Origin of the sequence: Stutzerimonas chloritidismutans (assembly GCF_051486945.1) — a bacterium.
GTDB lineage: Bacteria > Pseudomonadota > Gammaproteobacteria > Pseudomonadales > Pseudomonadaceae > Stutzerimonas > Stutzerimonas chloritidismutans_B.
On record NZ_JAHVDX010000001.1, the window covers coordinates 424502 to 438743 of the forward strand.

Here is a 14242-nt window from a genome sequence, read left to right on the forward strand (position 1 = left end):
CGGCCATACGGACAGGCCAATGCTGCACATAGATGCCGACCGACGGGGCTACGCCCGCTCATCGGCACGCCGATAACTACACAGCGATTCCGCCCGGAGCAGTACGCGATGTCCGACACCTCACTCGATTCAATCGAACACTACCGTAAAGCCGACCGCATCATGCTCGGCGTGTTGTGGTTCCTCGTCATCTATGCCCTGGGCATCGGGGCGGTCTATGGCACCTGGATGCAGGCGCTGCTGGTCGGTGGCGGCACGGCGCTGGCCATGACGATGCTCAACGCCTTCATTGCCGGCCAGCGCCTGATGCGCTGCCTCGTAGGCGTCGCGTTCATGGTCATGTCAGGCCTGCACATTAACCAGGCCGAAGGGCTGATGGAGATGCACTTCGGCATCTTCGCCCTGCTGGCCTTCCTGGTGTACTACCGGGACTGGCTGCCGATCGTCGTAGCGGCCGGCACCATCGCCATCCATCACCTGGCGTTCTTTGCCCTGCAGCAGGACGGAGCAAGCGTGCACCTGATGCCCCACGGAAACTGGGCGGAGGTGTTCCTCCATGCCTTTTACGTCGTGGTGGAAAGCGCAATCCTGATCTACCTGGCCATTCGTGCCGAAAGCGAGGCACGCGAAGGCGAGGCCCTGCGCGGTACCGCCGCGGCCATCACCCGGGACGCCACCACGATCGACTTGCGTCAGCGCAGCAAGGCCAGTGGTCCCGTGGCGCAACGCTTCAACCACATGCTCGACCAGCTCAGCGAGCTCATCGGCGCGGTCGTTCACGACACTCAGGGGCTGGGCGGCACGGCCGGCAATCTGAACAAGGCGATGCAGCAGATGCGCGCCGGCGCCGACCGCCAACTCGCCGAGACGGCTTATATGGTGCAAGCCATGCAGCAAATGTCGACCGCCATCGAAGAAGTCGCCTCGCATGCCGACCAGGCCGCCCGGGCGACGCAGGCGGCCAATGCCAAAGCCGAACAGGGCCGAGTGGCCGTGGACACCAGCCGCGAGGAAATCGCCCTCTTGGCCCGACGCATCGACAGCACCGACGAAGTGATGCAGGACCTGGCCCAGCAGTCCGAACAGATCGGCCGTGTGCTGGAAGTCATTCGCAGCATCGCCGACCAGACCAACCTGCTAGCGCTCAATGCCGCGATCGAAGCCGCGAGGGCCGGCGAGCAAGGCCGCGGCTTCGCCGTTGTCGCGGACGAGGTGCGCAACCTGGCGCAGAAAACCGCTGCCTCCACCAGTGAGATTCAAGACATCATCAGCCGCCTGCAGCAAGGCAGCCGCAAGGCCGCCTCGTCCATGCAGGAAAGCCGTGACAACGTCTCGCGCTGCGTCGACGACAGCCAGCGCACCGCCGCGCTGCTGGAGTCGGTCGTGCAGGAGATGGCGTCGGTCAGCCAGATGAATGAACTGATCGCCTCCGCCACCCACGAGCAAACGGCCGTCTCGGCCGACGTTGCGCATCACCTGCAGACGGTGCAAGCGATCGCCGAACAGAACGCCACCGATGCTAACCAGCTCGATCGGGACGGCGACGGCCTCCATGCCTTGGCTGCCCGACTGAGCCAGCTCAGTGGCCGGTTCGCAGTGAACTGACGCGACGCCTCGGTCGAAAGGCCGAGCCAGTCACGCCGGGCGGGCCCCGTTTCAACGGGGCGCCTGCCATCACAGGCTGGCGACGCTGACCTGGTTACGCCCGCCTCGCTTCGCCATGTAGAGCCGCCGGTCTGCCTCTTCGAGCAACCGCCCCGCTGATGCGCCAGCATCTGGCGGCGAGACCGTGGCGCCGGGCAAGGTCGCAATGCCGATACTGGTGGTGATGCGCCCGGTCGGTGCCAGCTCATGCGGCAGCGCCGCAGCGAATAACCCTTCGCGTAGCCGCTCCGCAATGCGCTCGGCGGCGGCGCCGTCCAGCCCTGGAAGAATCACCGCAAACTCCTCGCCGCCGTAACGACACGCCAGATCGGCCGGGCGAAACACCCCGGCACGCAGCAGTTGCGCCAAGCGTCGCAAGCAATCGTCGCCGGCCTGATGGCCGTAGTGGTCGTTGTAGCGTTTGAAGAAATCGATATCGAGCAGCAACAGCGAGAGCGCATTGCCTTCCCGCCTGGCGCGCGCGACCTCAGCCTGCAGGGTTTCATCGAAGCGCCGCCGGTTCGGCAGGCCAGTGAGGTAATCGGTATCGGCCAGCTCGCTCAAGCGTGCATTGGCCTGTGCCATATGCTGGTTGGCTTCGGCCAGCTGCCGGCGCAGCCGGTGCTGCTCGGTGACATCCGTCATGGCCAGGGTCATTCCAATGACCTGGTCGACATCGTGGTCCTGCACCGCCTGGATGGTGAGCTGGTAATGGCGCCCGGCAAGTGTCAGTTCGATGTCGGCAATGGCCTCGCCCGCGGCCAACCGCGCAATGGTGCCGGGCACATCCAATTGGTCGGTGCCGAGGTGCTCGGCCAGGGCCTGCCCAGCCAGCGGCTTGCCATCGAACCCGAACAAACGGGCCAGCGCACGGTTGGCATTGACGAAGCGCCCCTCACGGTCTACCAGGCCTAGCGCAATCGGCGCAGCGGCATAGAGCGCCTCGAGCTGCACCAGCCGCGGGCTCAGCGAGCCGATCGCCGGAGTGATATCGCGGTCGATGCCGCGATAGCCGATGAAGGTGCCGTCGTCGGCGAAAAGCGGGATGCCGCTCGTCTCGAGCACCACCAGGCGTCCGTCGGCATGCAGGTTTCGGTTGATGAGCCCAGCGAAGGGCCGTTGCGCGGCAACGATCGCGGCGAACTGCGCACCGACGCGCTCGGCTTCCTGCGGCGGCATGAAATCGAACGGCGTGCGTCCAAGCACATGACTGGGGGCGTACCCGAGGATCTGCTCGCTATGCGCGGAGCAAAAGGTGTAGCGGCCTTGTGCGTCGACTTCCCACAGCCAGTCGCTGTTGTGCGCGATGATTTCCTGCAGGCGCCGGATTTCGCGCTGATAGGCTTCCGGCGAAGCGTGATGGCTGGACATAGGTGGGTTCGCCATGAGCGATGTGGAAGCGGCGCGGACTTTAGAGCAGCCGCCGGGCAGAGGCAACGCGCTTTTCGACCGATCCAACAGAGCTGAAGTGCCCAGCCGATCGAAGGTACTGGCTGAAACGTTTGAGCGCCCCAGGCGCGACCTCATGCCGCATATCGCCGTTGCCTGGCCAGGCCGGCCTTCGGCTGGAGCCGACCGTCACCAGGTGGTATTGCTGTCGACCTCTGCTACTGCCGCACAGGATGACGTCATGATCCCAACCCCTCTCGTCGACGCCCTTCGCCACGCCCGTCAGGTCGTGGTGTTCACCGGCGCTGGCGTATCGGCCGAAAGCGGCATCCCGACCTTTCGCGACTCGCTGACCGGCCTGTGGGAGCGCTTCGACGCCACCGCGCTGGCTACACCCGACGCCTACCGGGCCGATCCTTCGCTGGTCTGGGGTTGGTACGAGTGGCGCCGCATGAAGGTCTTGCAGGCTCAACCGAACCCAGCCCACCGCGCCATCGCGGCACTTGCGGGGCAGGTACCGCGACTGACGCTGATCACCCAGAACGTCGACGATCTGCACGAACGCGCCGGCAGCTCGGAGGTAATCCACCTGCACGGCAGCCTGCATCAGCCACGCTGTTTCGCCTGCGGCGCGCAACCAGACGCCCCGCTGCCCAGTCCAGACGAGCCCGAAGGGGGCCGTCGCCTCTCGCCACCGGCCTGCTGCCGCTGCGGCGGTCAGCTACGGCCCGGTGTCGTCTGGTTCGGCGAGAGCCTTCCGGGCGACGCGCTCGAGGCGGCATTCCAGGCGGCACGGCAATGCGACCTGCTGCTCTCTGTCGGCACGTCCGGAACGGTCTACCCAGCCGCCGAAGTGCCCGGCATCGCCTGGCGAGCCGGCGCGGTGGTCGCCCACGTCAATCCGCAGCCGCACGTCGAGCACACGGAACGGGAATACGCGTTGAAAGGCGCCGCCGGCGAATGGCTACCGAAGCTGCTCGAGCAGGCCTTTGGCCCGGGTTGAGGGCCATTCGAGCAATTGGCGCGGCATCCGATGGCGCGAAAATCATGCCTGCCTCAACCGCCCGATTTGCGCCCGGTAAGTAGCCGCGTCGCGCCCTGGGCCTTCTGCGTGTACCAGATGACCCGGCTCACGCCTCGGGTAATGGCGACGTAGGCCAATCGCAGGGTTTCATCGGCCATGGCCTGGTCATAGCTGTTGCGGAAGAAACCGCAGTAGGCGTACAGCGCATTACGCAGCGGGTGGGGTTCGGTGGGCAGGCAGTCGTCGACGATGATCGCAACTTCTGCCTGAAGCCCCTTGGCGCGGTGGATGCTGTAGGTCTTGACCGGCCAAGTGCGGTCCAGCTGCGCCTCGATCAGGCGCAGCGGATCGTTGCGCCGGCTGAGCACGAGCACGGCGTTGCGGTCGGCGCCTTCGCGCGAGGCGACGTGCTCGCACTGCGCCTGGATCTCGCGGATCAGATCCGGCAGGCGGGTCTTGAGATCGAACCGGGTGATCAATTTGACGCCATGGTCGCCGGGCTGCGTGGCTCGGTTTGCCTGGCTGGTCTTGTCCTGCTTGACGGCAACGCCAGCGAGCACGGCTTCGCCATCGCGAATCACCGGTTCGATGGAACGGTAGTTGGTGGTCAGCATCCGCATACGGCTGAGCGACTTCGCACCCTTGGCTGGGAAATATTTGTCGAAATCCATGAACAGCTCGGGCGAGCTCCCGCGCCACCCGTAGATCGACTGCCAATCGTCACCGATCGCCATCAGGCTGATCGGCGCGCCCTGCCGGGCAAGTGCGCCGTGCAGCGCCTGCAGCCACTGGACGATCTGCGGGGAGATGTCCTGGAACTCATCGATCAATAGATGAGTGAAGGGTTCAAGCACGGCCGAAGCGCCGGTGGCGCCTGCGCCATTGAGCCACTGCGTCAGTCGCTGGAAAGCAGCATTGAAGGTCATCAGCCCCTGCCCCTCGAGCAGCGCCTCGAAATGCGTCCAGAACAGTTGGAGCGCTTCGACGAAGGCACGCTCGGACGCCTTGCCGTTCAGCCGTGCTGGCTGCATCTGGTCGATGCGGATACCGATGCTCTCGATGAAGCCGGCCTGGCTGTAAAACACCTCGAACAGAGGCGCCGCGGTGCGCTCGCCGGCGAGCTTGAAGGCATCCAGCGGAGCCTTGGGTGTCGAGCGGCGCGTGTCGGGCTCAGCGGGTGCCGGCAGGCCGAGCAGTTCATGAATCAACTCGCGGAACCGAGTCTCCTCGGCATAGCAGCGCTGGTAGGCCTGTTTAAGCAGGCGCTGCTGAGCGGGTCGCAAGCGTGATGCGGTCAGCGGGTTGTCCAGCTCGGTCGGCGAGGCGCCCTTCTGCTCCAGCTGCTCGAACCACTGCGGCTTGCCCAGCACTTCGCGGGCCAGCACGGCCATCGCAGCATGGAAGGTCCGCACACACTGGCGCACGCGCTCGGCGTCAACGTCCAGGTTCCAGAAGGCGAGCACGCGCACCAACTGTGCGCGCAGCTCGGCGCAAGAGGCATTGGTGAACGAGATGACCGTCAGCCGCTCCGGCGGGATCTCGAGGTGGCACAGCATGAACACGACCCGCAAGACCAGGGTGGTCGACTTGCCGGAGCCGGCGCCCGCGAAGATGCGCGTGACAGGGCTATCCTCCAGAATCATCGCCCACTGCTCCTCCGAGGGCGCGCGGATCACACCCGCTTCCACCGCGCGCCCTACCCGCAGGCGCATGGCCTGGATTTGCTGGTCGCCGATGCTCAGGCGTGCCGGGCCATAGATCCCTTCGCCAGCGGCCTTGGCTGGGCGGGCCCGCGGCTTGGTCTCCGAGCGTTGCGCGGTCTTGGCGGTCCGCGCTGGTTTGGCCGCGCCCTTGGCACGCGGCTTCTTCGCGGTCGCGGCCGGCGGCTTGCGGGCGTCGGGCCAGCGGCGGAGGATCAAGTCTTCTTCGGAGCGGACATAGGCGGAGGTACGGGGAAAACAACGAGCCAGCGCACTGGAGACCAGCCGCTTGTAGCGCTTGACAGCAGACAGCATGAACAACCAACCGGAACGACACAGATGGGTCGCTATGGTACGGCTTTTCACCGCACGGCTGGGCGCCGATAGGCGGCACTACCACCTGGGGCCGGCTTGCGCGCTTTCAGCAAACTGCGCTGCGATTACGCGCCGAAACGGGAGCCCTGCGGGACGCACCTGCCGAGACCCTTTTTCGTTGCTGAATCGCACACTCGGCCCCTGGCGGACACTAAGATGGACAGCCTTCCGGACACAGCGCACAGGACTTTATGTACAGAATCGGTTTCGCCTGCATGTATCGCCACCCTGGCCACAGCGAGTCGCTAAAGGAGCTGGAGGCCATCGAGCGCGCCTTCAATCCCCGTTCGACCACCCTGCGCTGGCTCAAAAGCGTCGAGCAGGATGTCGCCCGAGAAAAACTCAACGGCATCATCGAACACAACCTTGCCGCGCAGCTGCGTCTGCTCGACTACGTCGCGACCTTGCCAGAACCGCTGCGCATGCTGCGCCTGAGCAGCGACCTGTTGCCTTTCTATAGCCATCCAGAAGCTGCAGATTTCTATCGTCAGGCAGACGTACGCCAGATGCTCGAACGCGAATTTGCCCGCATCGGCGACAGCGCCCGGGCGCTCGGCATCCGCCTGTCGCTGCATCCGGGGCAGTATTGCGTGCTCGGCTCCGACAAGCCCGAGGTGGTCGAGAACAGCCTCGCCGAGTTCGAATACCACGCCGACATGATCCGCATGATGGGCTTCGGCAAGCGCTTTCAGGACTTCAAGTGCAACGTGCACATTGCCGGCCGGCTGGGTGTGGACGGCACCCGAGCGATCTGGCCGCGCCTGTCGCAGGAGGCACGCAACTGCATCACCTTCGAAAACGAGGAGAAGACCTACGGCGTCGACGACTGCCTGCACCTTGCCGATCTCGCGCCCGTGGTGCTGGATATCCACCATTGCTGGATCAATGAGGATGATTACATCGACCCGCACGACGCGCGCGTCGCACGCATCATCGAAAGCTGGCGCGGCGTACGCCCGACCATGCACTACTCGCAGCCGCCAGAAAGCCTGATGGAACTGGGTTTTAGCGCGGACGCCAAGCTTGAGATGCCGACGCTGCTCGAGAAGGTCGGCAAGCGGGACCTTTACAGCCACAGCAAGCGCATGTGGAACCACTGGACGAACCTCTACGCCCGCGAATTCCTGGACCGTTTCGACATCATGTTCGAAGCCAAGGAAAAGAACCTCGCCACGCTGGACTACTACTGGGACTACCTCAACCCGGCCTGACGGGGGCAACGCACTTTCCCCCAGTTGCCGAGTCAGTTATTTGAAGCGCCAGTCCCGGCGCGAGCCAGCGGTCGCTTTGCGTGGTTTAGCCAATGACTGACGATAAATACCGGACCGCGGTGGATGCCGCGGCCATTTACTCCGAGACGGACCTGCAAGGCACCATCACGCACATCAACGACCAGTTCTGTGCCATCTCAGGCTACAGCCAGGACGAACTGATCGGTGCCAACCACCGTCTGCTCAATTCGGGCACGCATCCACCCGAGTTCTTTCGCAACCTCTGGCACACAATCTCCAGCGGCAACATCTGGAAAGGCGAAATCTGCAACCGACGCAAGGATGGCTCGCTCTACTGGGTCAGCAGCACCATCGTGCCGCTCAAAGACGACGCCGGGCACCAGGTCGAAAAGTACATCTCCATCCGTTTCGACGTGACTGAAAAGCAAGAGCTGCTCGAAGCCATGCAGTGGCGTGCTTCGCATGATGTGCTCACTGCCCTGCCGAACCGGGTCTACCTGCACGACCGGTTACACCAGACCATCGCCGCGGCGCACCGGCACGGGCATGTGGTCGCGGTATGCATGCTGGACCTGGACGGTTTCAAAACGATCAACGACCGCCATGGGCATGCCATCGGCGACATGCTGCTCGTCGAAGTCGCCAACCGCCTGCGGCGGGAGCTGCGTACTGAAGATCTGCTGGCACGCCTGGGCGGAGACGAGTTCGTCCTGCTCCTCGACCAGGTCGATGAACTGCATCTGCCGGCTGCGCTGCAACGCGCACTCGAGGTCCTCGCGGTGCCGTTTCATATCGATGGGCTGCTGCTCAACGTCTCAGGCTCCTTGGGCGTCACGCTCTACCCCAAGGACAACGAAGGCCCGGACACGCTCCTGCGCCACGCCGACCAGGCCATGTACGAAGCCAAGCAGAGCGGACGCAACCGGTATCGCTTCTTCGACGTCTCGATCAGCAAGGAGGCCAGGGAAGCCTTCCGTACGATTGAATGCATCCGCCGTGCGCTCAAGCGCAACGAGCTGGAACTGCATTATCAACCGAAGGTGAACCTGCGCAGCGGCAAGGTGATGGGGTTCGAAGCGCTGTTGCGCTGGCGGCACCCGAAGCTGGGTCTGGTACAGCCCGACGCCTTTCTACCCGCCATCGAACGAACCGACCTGATTATCAACGTCGGCGAATGGGTAATCGACCAGGCGCTACGCCAGATTGATGCCTGGGCGGCGATCGGCAAGCACTGGCCTGTCAGCGTGAACATTGCGGCGCGGCATTTCCAGTTGCCGGATTTCGTCGAGCGGCTGCAGCGCCTGCTGACGCGCCATCCCGACGTAGCGCCGCAGTCGCTGGATCTGGAGATCGTCGAGTCCACGGCCATCGACAACCTGGAGCACGTTAGCCAGTGCCTGACCGATTGCCAGAAGATGGGCGTGACCTTCTCGCTGGACGACTTCGGGACCGGCTTTTCTTCGCTCAGTTACCTCAAGCGATTGCCGGCACAGACTGTGAAGATCGACAAGTCCTTCGTTCGAGACATCCTGCATGACAAGGACGACCTGGCGTTATCGGAGGCGATCATCAAGCTGTCCCGCACCTTCGAGCGGGAGGTGGTGGCCGAGGGCGTCGAAACCGATCTGCAGGAAAGCATGTTGCTGGGGATGGGGTGTTACCTGGCGCAGGGCTACGGCATTGCTGCACCGATGCCGGCGGATCAAGTGGTCGAGTGGGCAGCCCATTACGAACTGAATCCGCGCTGAGGCGCTATCGTTAGAAGGCTGACATATGTGGCAACGGTATCAGCCTGCGCAAGCCAGCCGTGGCTCACGCAGGATCATGAGGGTCAGGAATTCCGTACGTGAATCGCATGCTCCTGTCGCCTGGCCAGGACGTCCGCAGTGATCAGCGCGAGCAACGGCAACACGCCAACCTTCAGGGCCAGTTCCCACGATCCGAGGAACCCAATCAGTACCGCTCCTACTACAACGATGGCAGCAATGCAGTGAGCGCAGAAGCGCCACAGTTCGAGTGCAACGACCTGAGATTTCTGGTTCGTCATAGTCATCCCCTCTTTCTTGTTGTAATAGCGTCGTACACCTTGAGCGTAGTCCGGCATAACGGCCGCGCAAGCACATTTTTGTTTCAGGAATGTGTCTAGCGCGCAGGTTACAGCGGTTCAAACAGGCGCCACAGCCAGGAACGCGGAGCATTAGGGCAGCGTCAGCCTGGCCGCACACCCTCGTCGATGGATACGCAGCGGCCAGATGAACGGTCATCAAACGTGACGAGAAGATTGGATTTGCGCCAGGGCTCGCTCAAGGATTTCTACCGTGCGATCCAGGTTCATGAGTTTCTCGAGGCCGAACAGGCCGATGCGGAACGTTTGGAAATCAGCCGGTTCGTCGCATTGCAGTGGCACCCCGGCGGCAATCTGCAGCCCGTGCCCGGCAAAACGGCGGCCCGTCTTGATCTGCGGATCATCGGTGTAGCAGACCACTACGCCGGGTGCCTGGAACCCTTCGGCCGCAACACTCGCAAAGCCACGGTCGGCCAGCAACGAGCGGACCCGGCGGCCCAGCTCGAGTTGCTGCGTACGAAGCGTCTCGAAGCCATATTCCCGGGTTTCTTGCATCACGTCGCGAAAGCGCGCCAAGGCATCGGTCGGCATGGTGGCGTGATAGGCATGCCCGCCCTGCTCATAGGCCTGCATGATCTGGAGCCACTTCTTGAGATCGCAGGCGAAGCTGCTGCTCTGAGTGGCCTCGACACGTGCCTGCGCAGCGGCGCTGAGCATCACCAGAGCGCAACACGGCGACGCGCTCCAGCCTTTCTGCGGAGCGCTGATCAACACGTCTACGCCGGCCTTTTGCATGTCCACCCAGAGCGCGCCAGAGGCAATGCAGTCGAGAACAAAAAGACCACCAACCTCATGCACGGCCTGCCCGACCGCGCTCAGATAGTCATCCGGCAGCAGCATCCCGGATGACGTTTCGACATGCGGGGCGAAGACGAGGTCTGGCTTGTCGCGGCGAATGGCTTCGAGCACATCATCGAGCGCCGGCGGTGCGAAGGGCGCTAACGCGCAGACCTCGGTCGGCTGAGCCTTGAGTACCTTCGCTTGCGCAGGAATCCGGCCCATTTCGAAAATTTGCGTCCACCGGTAGCTAAACCAGCCGTTGCGGATGACCAGGCAGGTGGCGTCGGTTGCCAATTGCCGCGCCACGGCCTCCATGCCAAAGGTGCCACTACCCGGCACGACCGCTACAGCGTGGGCGTTGTAGACATCCTTGAGCGTTGCGCGGATGTCGTTCATGACGCCTTGGAACGCGTGGGACATGTGGTTCAACGAGCGGTCGGTGAACACCACCGAGTACTCAAGCAACCCATCGGGATCGATGCTGGGGTATAGCGCTGACATGGCTGACTCCGAGGCAGGAAACCTTGACCGACCCTGCCTCAAGCCAAACCGCTTTACAAGCGCCGAACCCTTTCACACGGCCGCGCCCGGCACGCCCGCGAAGCACGGCTGCGTGCCGCCGCCCTTGCTCCGCGGTATCGCTCCGCTACGTACGTACCCATCCCCGCAACCCAAAAAGGCGAGCACCGTTCGTCAGAACATCCATTTGCGGTTTAGTGAGCCGATTAACGGTCCGTTCAAGAAATTGACGGCAGGATTGGCGACCCCCCTCGCAGTAGCTGGGCTGCAGCCCAATCGAGCAGACCAACCTAGGGAGCACCCAGCATCAATTTGATATCACGCAATACACAAGACGGATTACTGGCGCCTGTATCCAGTCGACCGATATTCCAATGATTGGTTTTGCAAATTATAAAGGCGCCGCGATTCGCGCCCTGCGACTCGCCCGGTGGTTCGTTTCGTTGTCGAGCACTGCCTGCGCTATGGCACAGCGATCAATCACCCTGTCTTCATCGGCACGTGCGAAGCGTGCCGATACGTGAACCCGGAGCACACCATGTCCCTGACCCACTTTGCGCACGGCTGGAAGCATCTGGCCCCTGCCGCCGCCCTTATCACCCTGCTCGGCGCCCTGCCGCTTGGGGTTACGGCACAGGCTGCCACCACACCTGCCAGCGTCTCGAGCATCGCTTACACCGCGCAGATCAAGAAGCTTACGAACAAGCAGTGGAACAACGGGTCCTGGCGGGCCTCGGCAGGCGTATCGCTTGCCGCCACCCCGGCGAACCTCAAAGCATTCAAGGCCGGCACCCGCGTCCGGCTCGCTGATGGGCAGATACGCACGATCAAGTCGGCCAAGTCCTCCGGCGGCGTGCTGACAGTGCTCATGACCGGTACCGTCATCAACGGTGCCCGCCTGGGTTATCCGAACGCCATCAGCGCCGTACCGGCGAGTACCAATACGGCGACCGCAACGACCACCGCCAAGAGCAGCGTTACCAACCCAACGAGTACGGCTACCCAGAGCGCTGCGGCCGTCACGACCAAGACCGCAGCCCCTGCTGTCGCCCCGGCGCCGAAGACGACCACGGTTAGCACGAGCACCACTGCCAAGGCCAACACCCTGACCTCGACGGCCAAGACCACCACGGCAGCCACGGCGCTTGCACCACAGGCCACCGCGACCACCCCGGTTCAGCTCGTCGGCGTTTCGCTGTCCGGCGCAGCCTTCGGTTCATCGGCCCTGCCAGGCAAGCACGGCACCAACTACATTTACCCCGCCGAGTCCTACTACAAAAAATACGCTGAACAAGGCCTGAAGCTCGTCCGCCTGCCCTTCCTGTGGGAGCGTATCCAGCCGACGCTAGACACCGAACTCGATGCCGCACAGCTGGCACTGCTGACCCAATCGCTCGACTTTGCGCAGAAGCACGGGGTAAAGGTCGTGCTCGACATGCATAACTACTACCGCTACTACAAGCAGGCCATCGGCTCAGCTAACGTGCCGGTCCAGTCGTTTGCCAACACCTGGAAGCGTATCGCCCAAAAGGTCGGCAAACATCCCGCGCTGAGCGGTTATGGCCTGATGAACGAGCCCAACACCAACGGTCTTTGGCCGGCGACAGCCCTAGCGGCAGCCAAGGCGATCCGCCAGGTGGACAAGGTCAACTGGATCTATGTTGCCGGCGACCGTTATTCCAGTGCCTGGCACTGGCCACAGTCGAACACGCAGCTCATTAGCGACCCTTGGATGCGCGACGCCAACAACAAGCTGATCTTCGAGGCGCACATGTACCTCGACCGCGATACCTCGGGCATGTACGCCGACAAGACCGAAACCTTCGCGCCGGACCTCGGCATCAAGCGCGCCAAGCCGTTTGTGGATTGGCTACGGGCCAACAAGCTGCGCGGCTATATCGGCGAGATCGGCGTGCCCAACTACGCACCGGATGCCATCCTCGCGATGGACAACCTGCTGGGCTACCTGCGCGAGAATTGCGTCCCGATGACCTATTGGGCAGCCGGCCCTTGGTGGGGCAGCTACATCCTCTCGCTTGACGTAACAGGCGGCGCTCCGCAGCCGCAGCTGCCTGTCCTGGTCAAGCACGCCAAGGCGCCAAACAGCTGCGCCGCGATCGGCCAGCCGCTTTAAGCGCAGGCCAATCTGCACCACAAAGGCCTGTCACCGAAGGGTGGCGGGCCTTTTTCATTTCCACAAGGCACCCGCCCAAGCGGAACCAACGCGCCGCTATCAGGACGAATTCATACACGATGCCGCAGCACTTCACGGCCAGCATGACGTAGGCCGTTCCCGATCCCGGAGATGGATATGAAAGAGGAGATTCTGTTGGTGCTGACCGCCGTAATGGTCGTGCTGACGGTCTTACCCCTGTGGAAGAACCCCGTTTGGTGGGTACGTGGGCTTGATTTCCCCCGCCTGCAACTCTGTTGTCTCGCCTTTGCCCTGCTGCTCGCTCAAGCGGTGTTGCTGTCCTATTCCAAACCATTGCAGCTGATCATTTCAGCGGCGTCGGTCGGCTGCCTGCTCTACCACGCCTGGTGGATCATTCCCTACACCCGCCTCTGGCCGCGCGAGGTCAGCCCGGCAAGCGACAGCCCGGACGGCCCGCGTATACGGGTGATGTCCGCGAACGTGTTGACCCCCAATCGGCAGGCCGACCGGCTGCTCGCCCTGGTCAGGGAGCACCGCCCTGATGTCTTGGTCACGCTTGAGTCCGACAGCTGGTGGGAAGCCCAGCTCGACGCCCTGACGCCCGAGTACCCCTACAGCCTTCGGTGCCCGCTGGATAACCTCTACGGAATGCACGTGTTTTCTCGTTGGCCGCTAGAAAACGCTGAGACGTGCTTTCTCGTCGAAGATGATGTGCCCTCCATGCATGCGTGCCTGCGGATGAATGACGATCTGTCGATCCGCATGCATTTCCTCCACCCCACTCCGCCGAGCCCGACCGAAAACGATGAATCCACCGATCGGGACGTCGAGCTGCTGATCGTTGCCAAAAGCGTACGAGACGACCAGCAAGCAGTGCCCATCATCGTTGCCGGTGACCTCAATGACGTCGCCTGGTCAGGCAACACGCGTCTGTTCCGCAAGATCAGTGGTTTGCTCGACCCAAGAGTCGGGCGGTGCATGGTCAACAGTTTCCATGCTAAGCATTGGTTTCTGCGCTGGCCGCTGGATCATTTCTTCCACAGTCACCATTTCAGGTTGGTCGGTATCCAGCGGCTGCCGGCGTTCGGTTCTGATCACTTTCCCGTTTTGATCGAACTGCAGTACGCGCCGACTGGCGACCAGACGAGCCTGCATGCCGATCCCGACGACGAGCAACTCGCCGAGGAAAAGATCGATCAACGCCCCGCGGACGAATCGGACGTGCCCGAGCCGGACAGGCGCTGAACGTATGCTCCATACCTGGCCGCAAGCGGCCATGCGCATCATTCGGCAATGCCC

The 14242-nt window shown here is 63.1% G+C and carries 9 protein-coding genes and 1 pseudogene; 6 read left to right on the top strand and 4 right to left on the bottom strand.

Annotation, left to right across the window (positions count from 1 at the left end; genetic code table 11):
- Positions 1–108: 108 nt before the first annotated feature.
- Positions 109–1605, top strand: coding sequence for a methyl-accepting chemotaxis protein (locus KXR72_RS01805; RefSeq protein ID WP_437419423.1), 1497 nt, complete (start codon positions 109–111; stop codon positions 1603–1605).
- Between the two features lie 69 nt (positions 1606–1674).
- Here the strand turns inward: KXR72_RS01805 and KXR72_RS01810 are convergent, their stop codons facing one another.
- The gene (locus tag KXR72_RS01810; protein ID WP_437419424.1) at positions 1675–3015 is read right to left on the bottom strand and encodes a sensor domain-containing diguanylate cyclase; all 1341 of its coding nucleotides are present in this window, start codon (positions 3013–3015) and stop codon (positions 1675–1677) included.
- A gap of 259 nt (positions 3016–3274) precedes the next feature.
- Here KXR72_RS01810 and KXR72_RS01815 point away from each other — a divergent pair, with 259 nt between their 5' ends.
- Positions 3275–4036: an SIR2 family NAD-dependent protein deacylase gene (locus KXR72_RS01815; RefSeq protein WP_437419425.1), complete on the top strand. Its 762-nt coding sequence runs from the start codon at positions 3275–3277 to the stop codon at positions 4034–4036.
- A 53-nt stretch (positions 4037–4089) separates the two neighbouring features.
- Here the strand turns inward: KXR72_RS01815 and KXR72_RS01820 are convergent, their stop codons facing one another.
- Positions 4090–6072 carry a UvrD-helicase domain-containing protein gene (locus KXR72_RS01820; RefSeq protein ID WP_437419426.1) on the bottom strand — a complete coding sequence of 661 codons (1983 nt, stop codon included), beginning with the start codon at positions 6070–6072 and terminating at the stop codon, positions 4090–4092.
- A gap of 251 nt (positions 6073–6323) precedes the next feature.
- Between KXR72_RS01820 and KXR72_RS01825 the strand changes: the two genes are divergently transcribed.
- Together KXR72_RS01825 and KXR72_RS01830 are read left to right on the top strand one after the other, a co-directional pair.
- Positions 6324–7343 (top strand): UV damage endonuclease UvsE, encoded by a 1020-nt coding sequence (locus tag KXR72_RS01825; protein ID WP_437419427.1) that lies wholly within the window; start codon positions 6324–6326, stop codon positions 7341–7343.
- 92 nt (positions 7344–7435) lie between these two features.
- On the top strand, positions 7436–9112 hold the full coding sequence (locus KXR72_RS01830) for a putative bifunctional diguanylate cyclase/phosphodiesterase (RefSeq protein ID WP_437419428.1): 1677 nt from the start codon (positions 7436–7438) through the stop codon (positions 9110–9112).
- A gap of 83 nt (positions 9113–9195) precedes the next feature.
- On the opposite strand, the gene KXR72_RS01835 is transcribed toward KXR72_RS01830, so the two are convergent.
- Both KXR72_RS01835 and KXR72_RS01840 read right to left on the bottom strand, forming a co-directional pair.
- A complete protein-coding gene (locus KXR72_RS01835) occupies positions 9196–9417 on the bottom strand; it encodes a hypothetical protein (protein ID WP_423705071.1) in 222 nt (73 codons plus the stop codon).
- 210 nt (positions 9418–9627) lie between these two features.
- Positions 9628–10770 (bottom strand): aminotransferase class V-fold PLP-dependent enzyme, encoded by a 1143-nt coding sequence (locus KXR72_RS01840; protein ID WP_437419429.1) that lies wholly within the window; start codon positions 10768–10770, stop codon positions 9628–9630.
- A gap of 757 nt (positions 10771–11527) precedes the next feature.
- Between KXR72_RS01840 and KXR72_RS01845 the strand changes: the two are divergent.
- Positions 11528–12922 (top strand): annotated as a pseudogene (locus KXR72_RS01845) (glycoside hydrolase family 5 protein); the annotation flags it as partial.
- A gap of 177 nt (positions 12923–13099) precedes the next feature.
- Positions 13100–14188 (top strand): endonuclease/exonuclease/phosphatase family protein, encoded by a 1089-nt coding sequence (locus KXR72_RS01850; RefSeq protein ID WP_437419430.1) that lies wholly within the window; start codon positions 13100–13102, stop codon positions 14186–14188.
- Positions 14189–14242 lie beyond the last annotated feature (54 nt).

Bases quoted from the DNA above. Each gene is read 5' to 3' on its own strand.
- KXR72_RS01815 (WP_437419425.1), top strand. From the start codon at position 3,275: ATGATCCCAACCCCTCTCGTCGACGCCCTTCGCCACGCCCGTCAGGTC.
- KXR72_RS01825 (WP_437419427.1), top strand. From the start codon at position 6,324: ATGTACAGAATCGGTTTCGCCTGCATGTATCGCCACCCTGGCCACAGC.
- KXR72_RS01830 (WP_437419428.1), top strand. From the start codon at position 7,436: ATGACTGACGATAAATACCGGACCGCGGTGGATGCCGCGGCCATTTAC.
- KXR72_RS01805 (WP_437419423.1), top strand. From the start codon at position 109: ATGTCCGACACCTCACTCGATTCAATCGAACACTACCGTAAAGCCGAC.
- KXR72_RS01850 (WP_437419430.1), top strand. From the start codon at position 13,100: ATGAAAGAGGAGATTCTGTTGGTGCTGACCGCCGTAATGGTCGTGCTG.
- KXR72_RS01835 (WP_423705071.1), bottom strand. From the start codon at position 9,417: ATGACTATGACGAACCAGAAATCTCAGGTCGTTGCACTCGAACTGTGG.
- KXR72_RS01810 (WP_437419424.1), bottom strand. From the start codon at position 3,015: ATGTCCAGCCATCACGCTTCGCCGGAAGCCTATCAGCGCGAAATCCGG.
- KXR72_RS01840 (WP_437419429.1), bottom strand. From the start codon at position 10,770: ATGTCAGCGCTATACCCCAGCATCGATCCCGATGGGTTGCTTGAGTAC.
- KXR72_RS01820 (WP_437419426.1), bottom strand. From the start codon at position 6,072: ATGCTGTCTGCTGTCAAGCGCTACAAGCGGCTGGTCTCCAGTGCGCTG.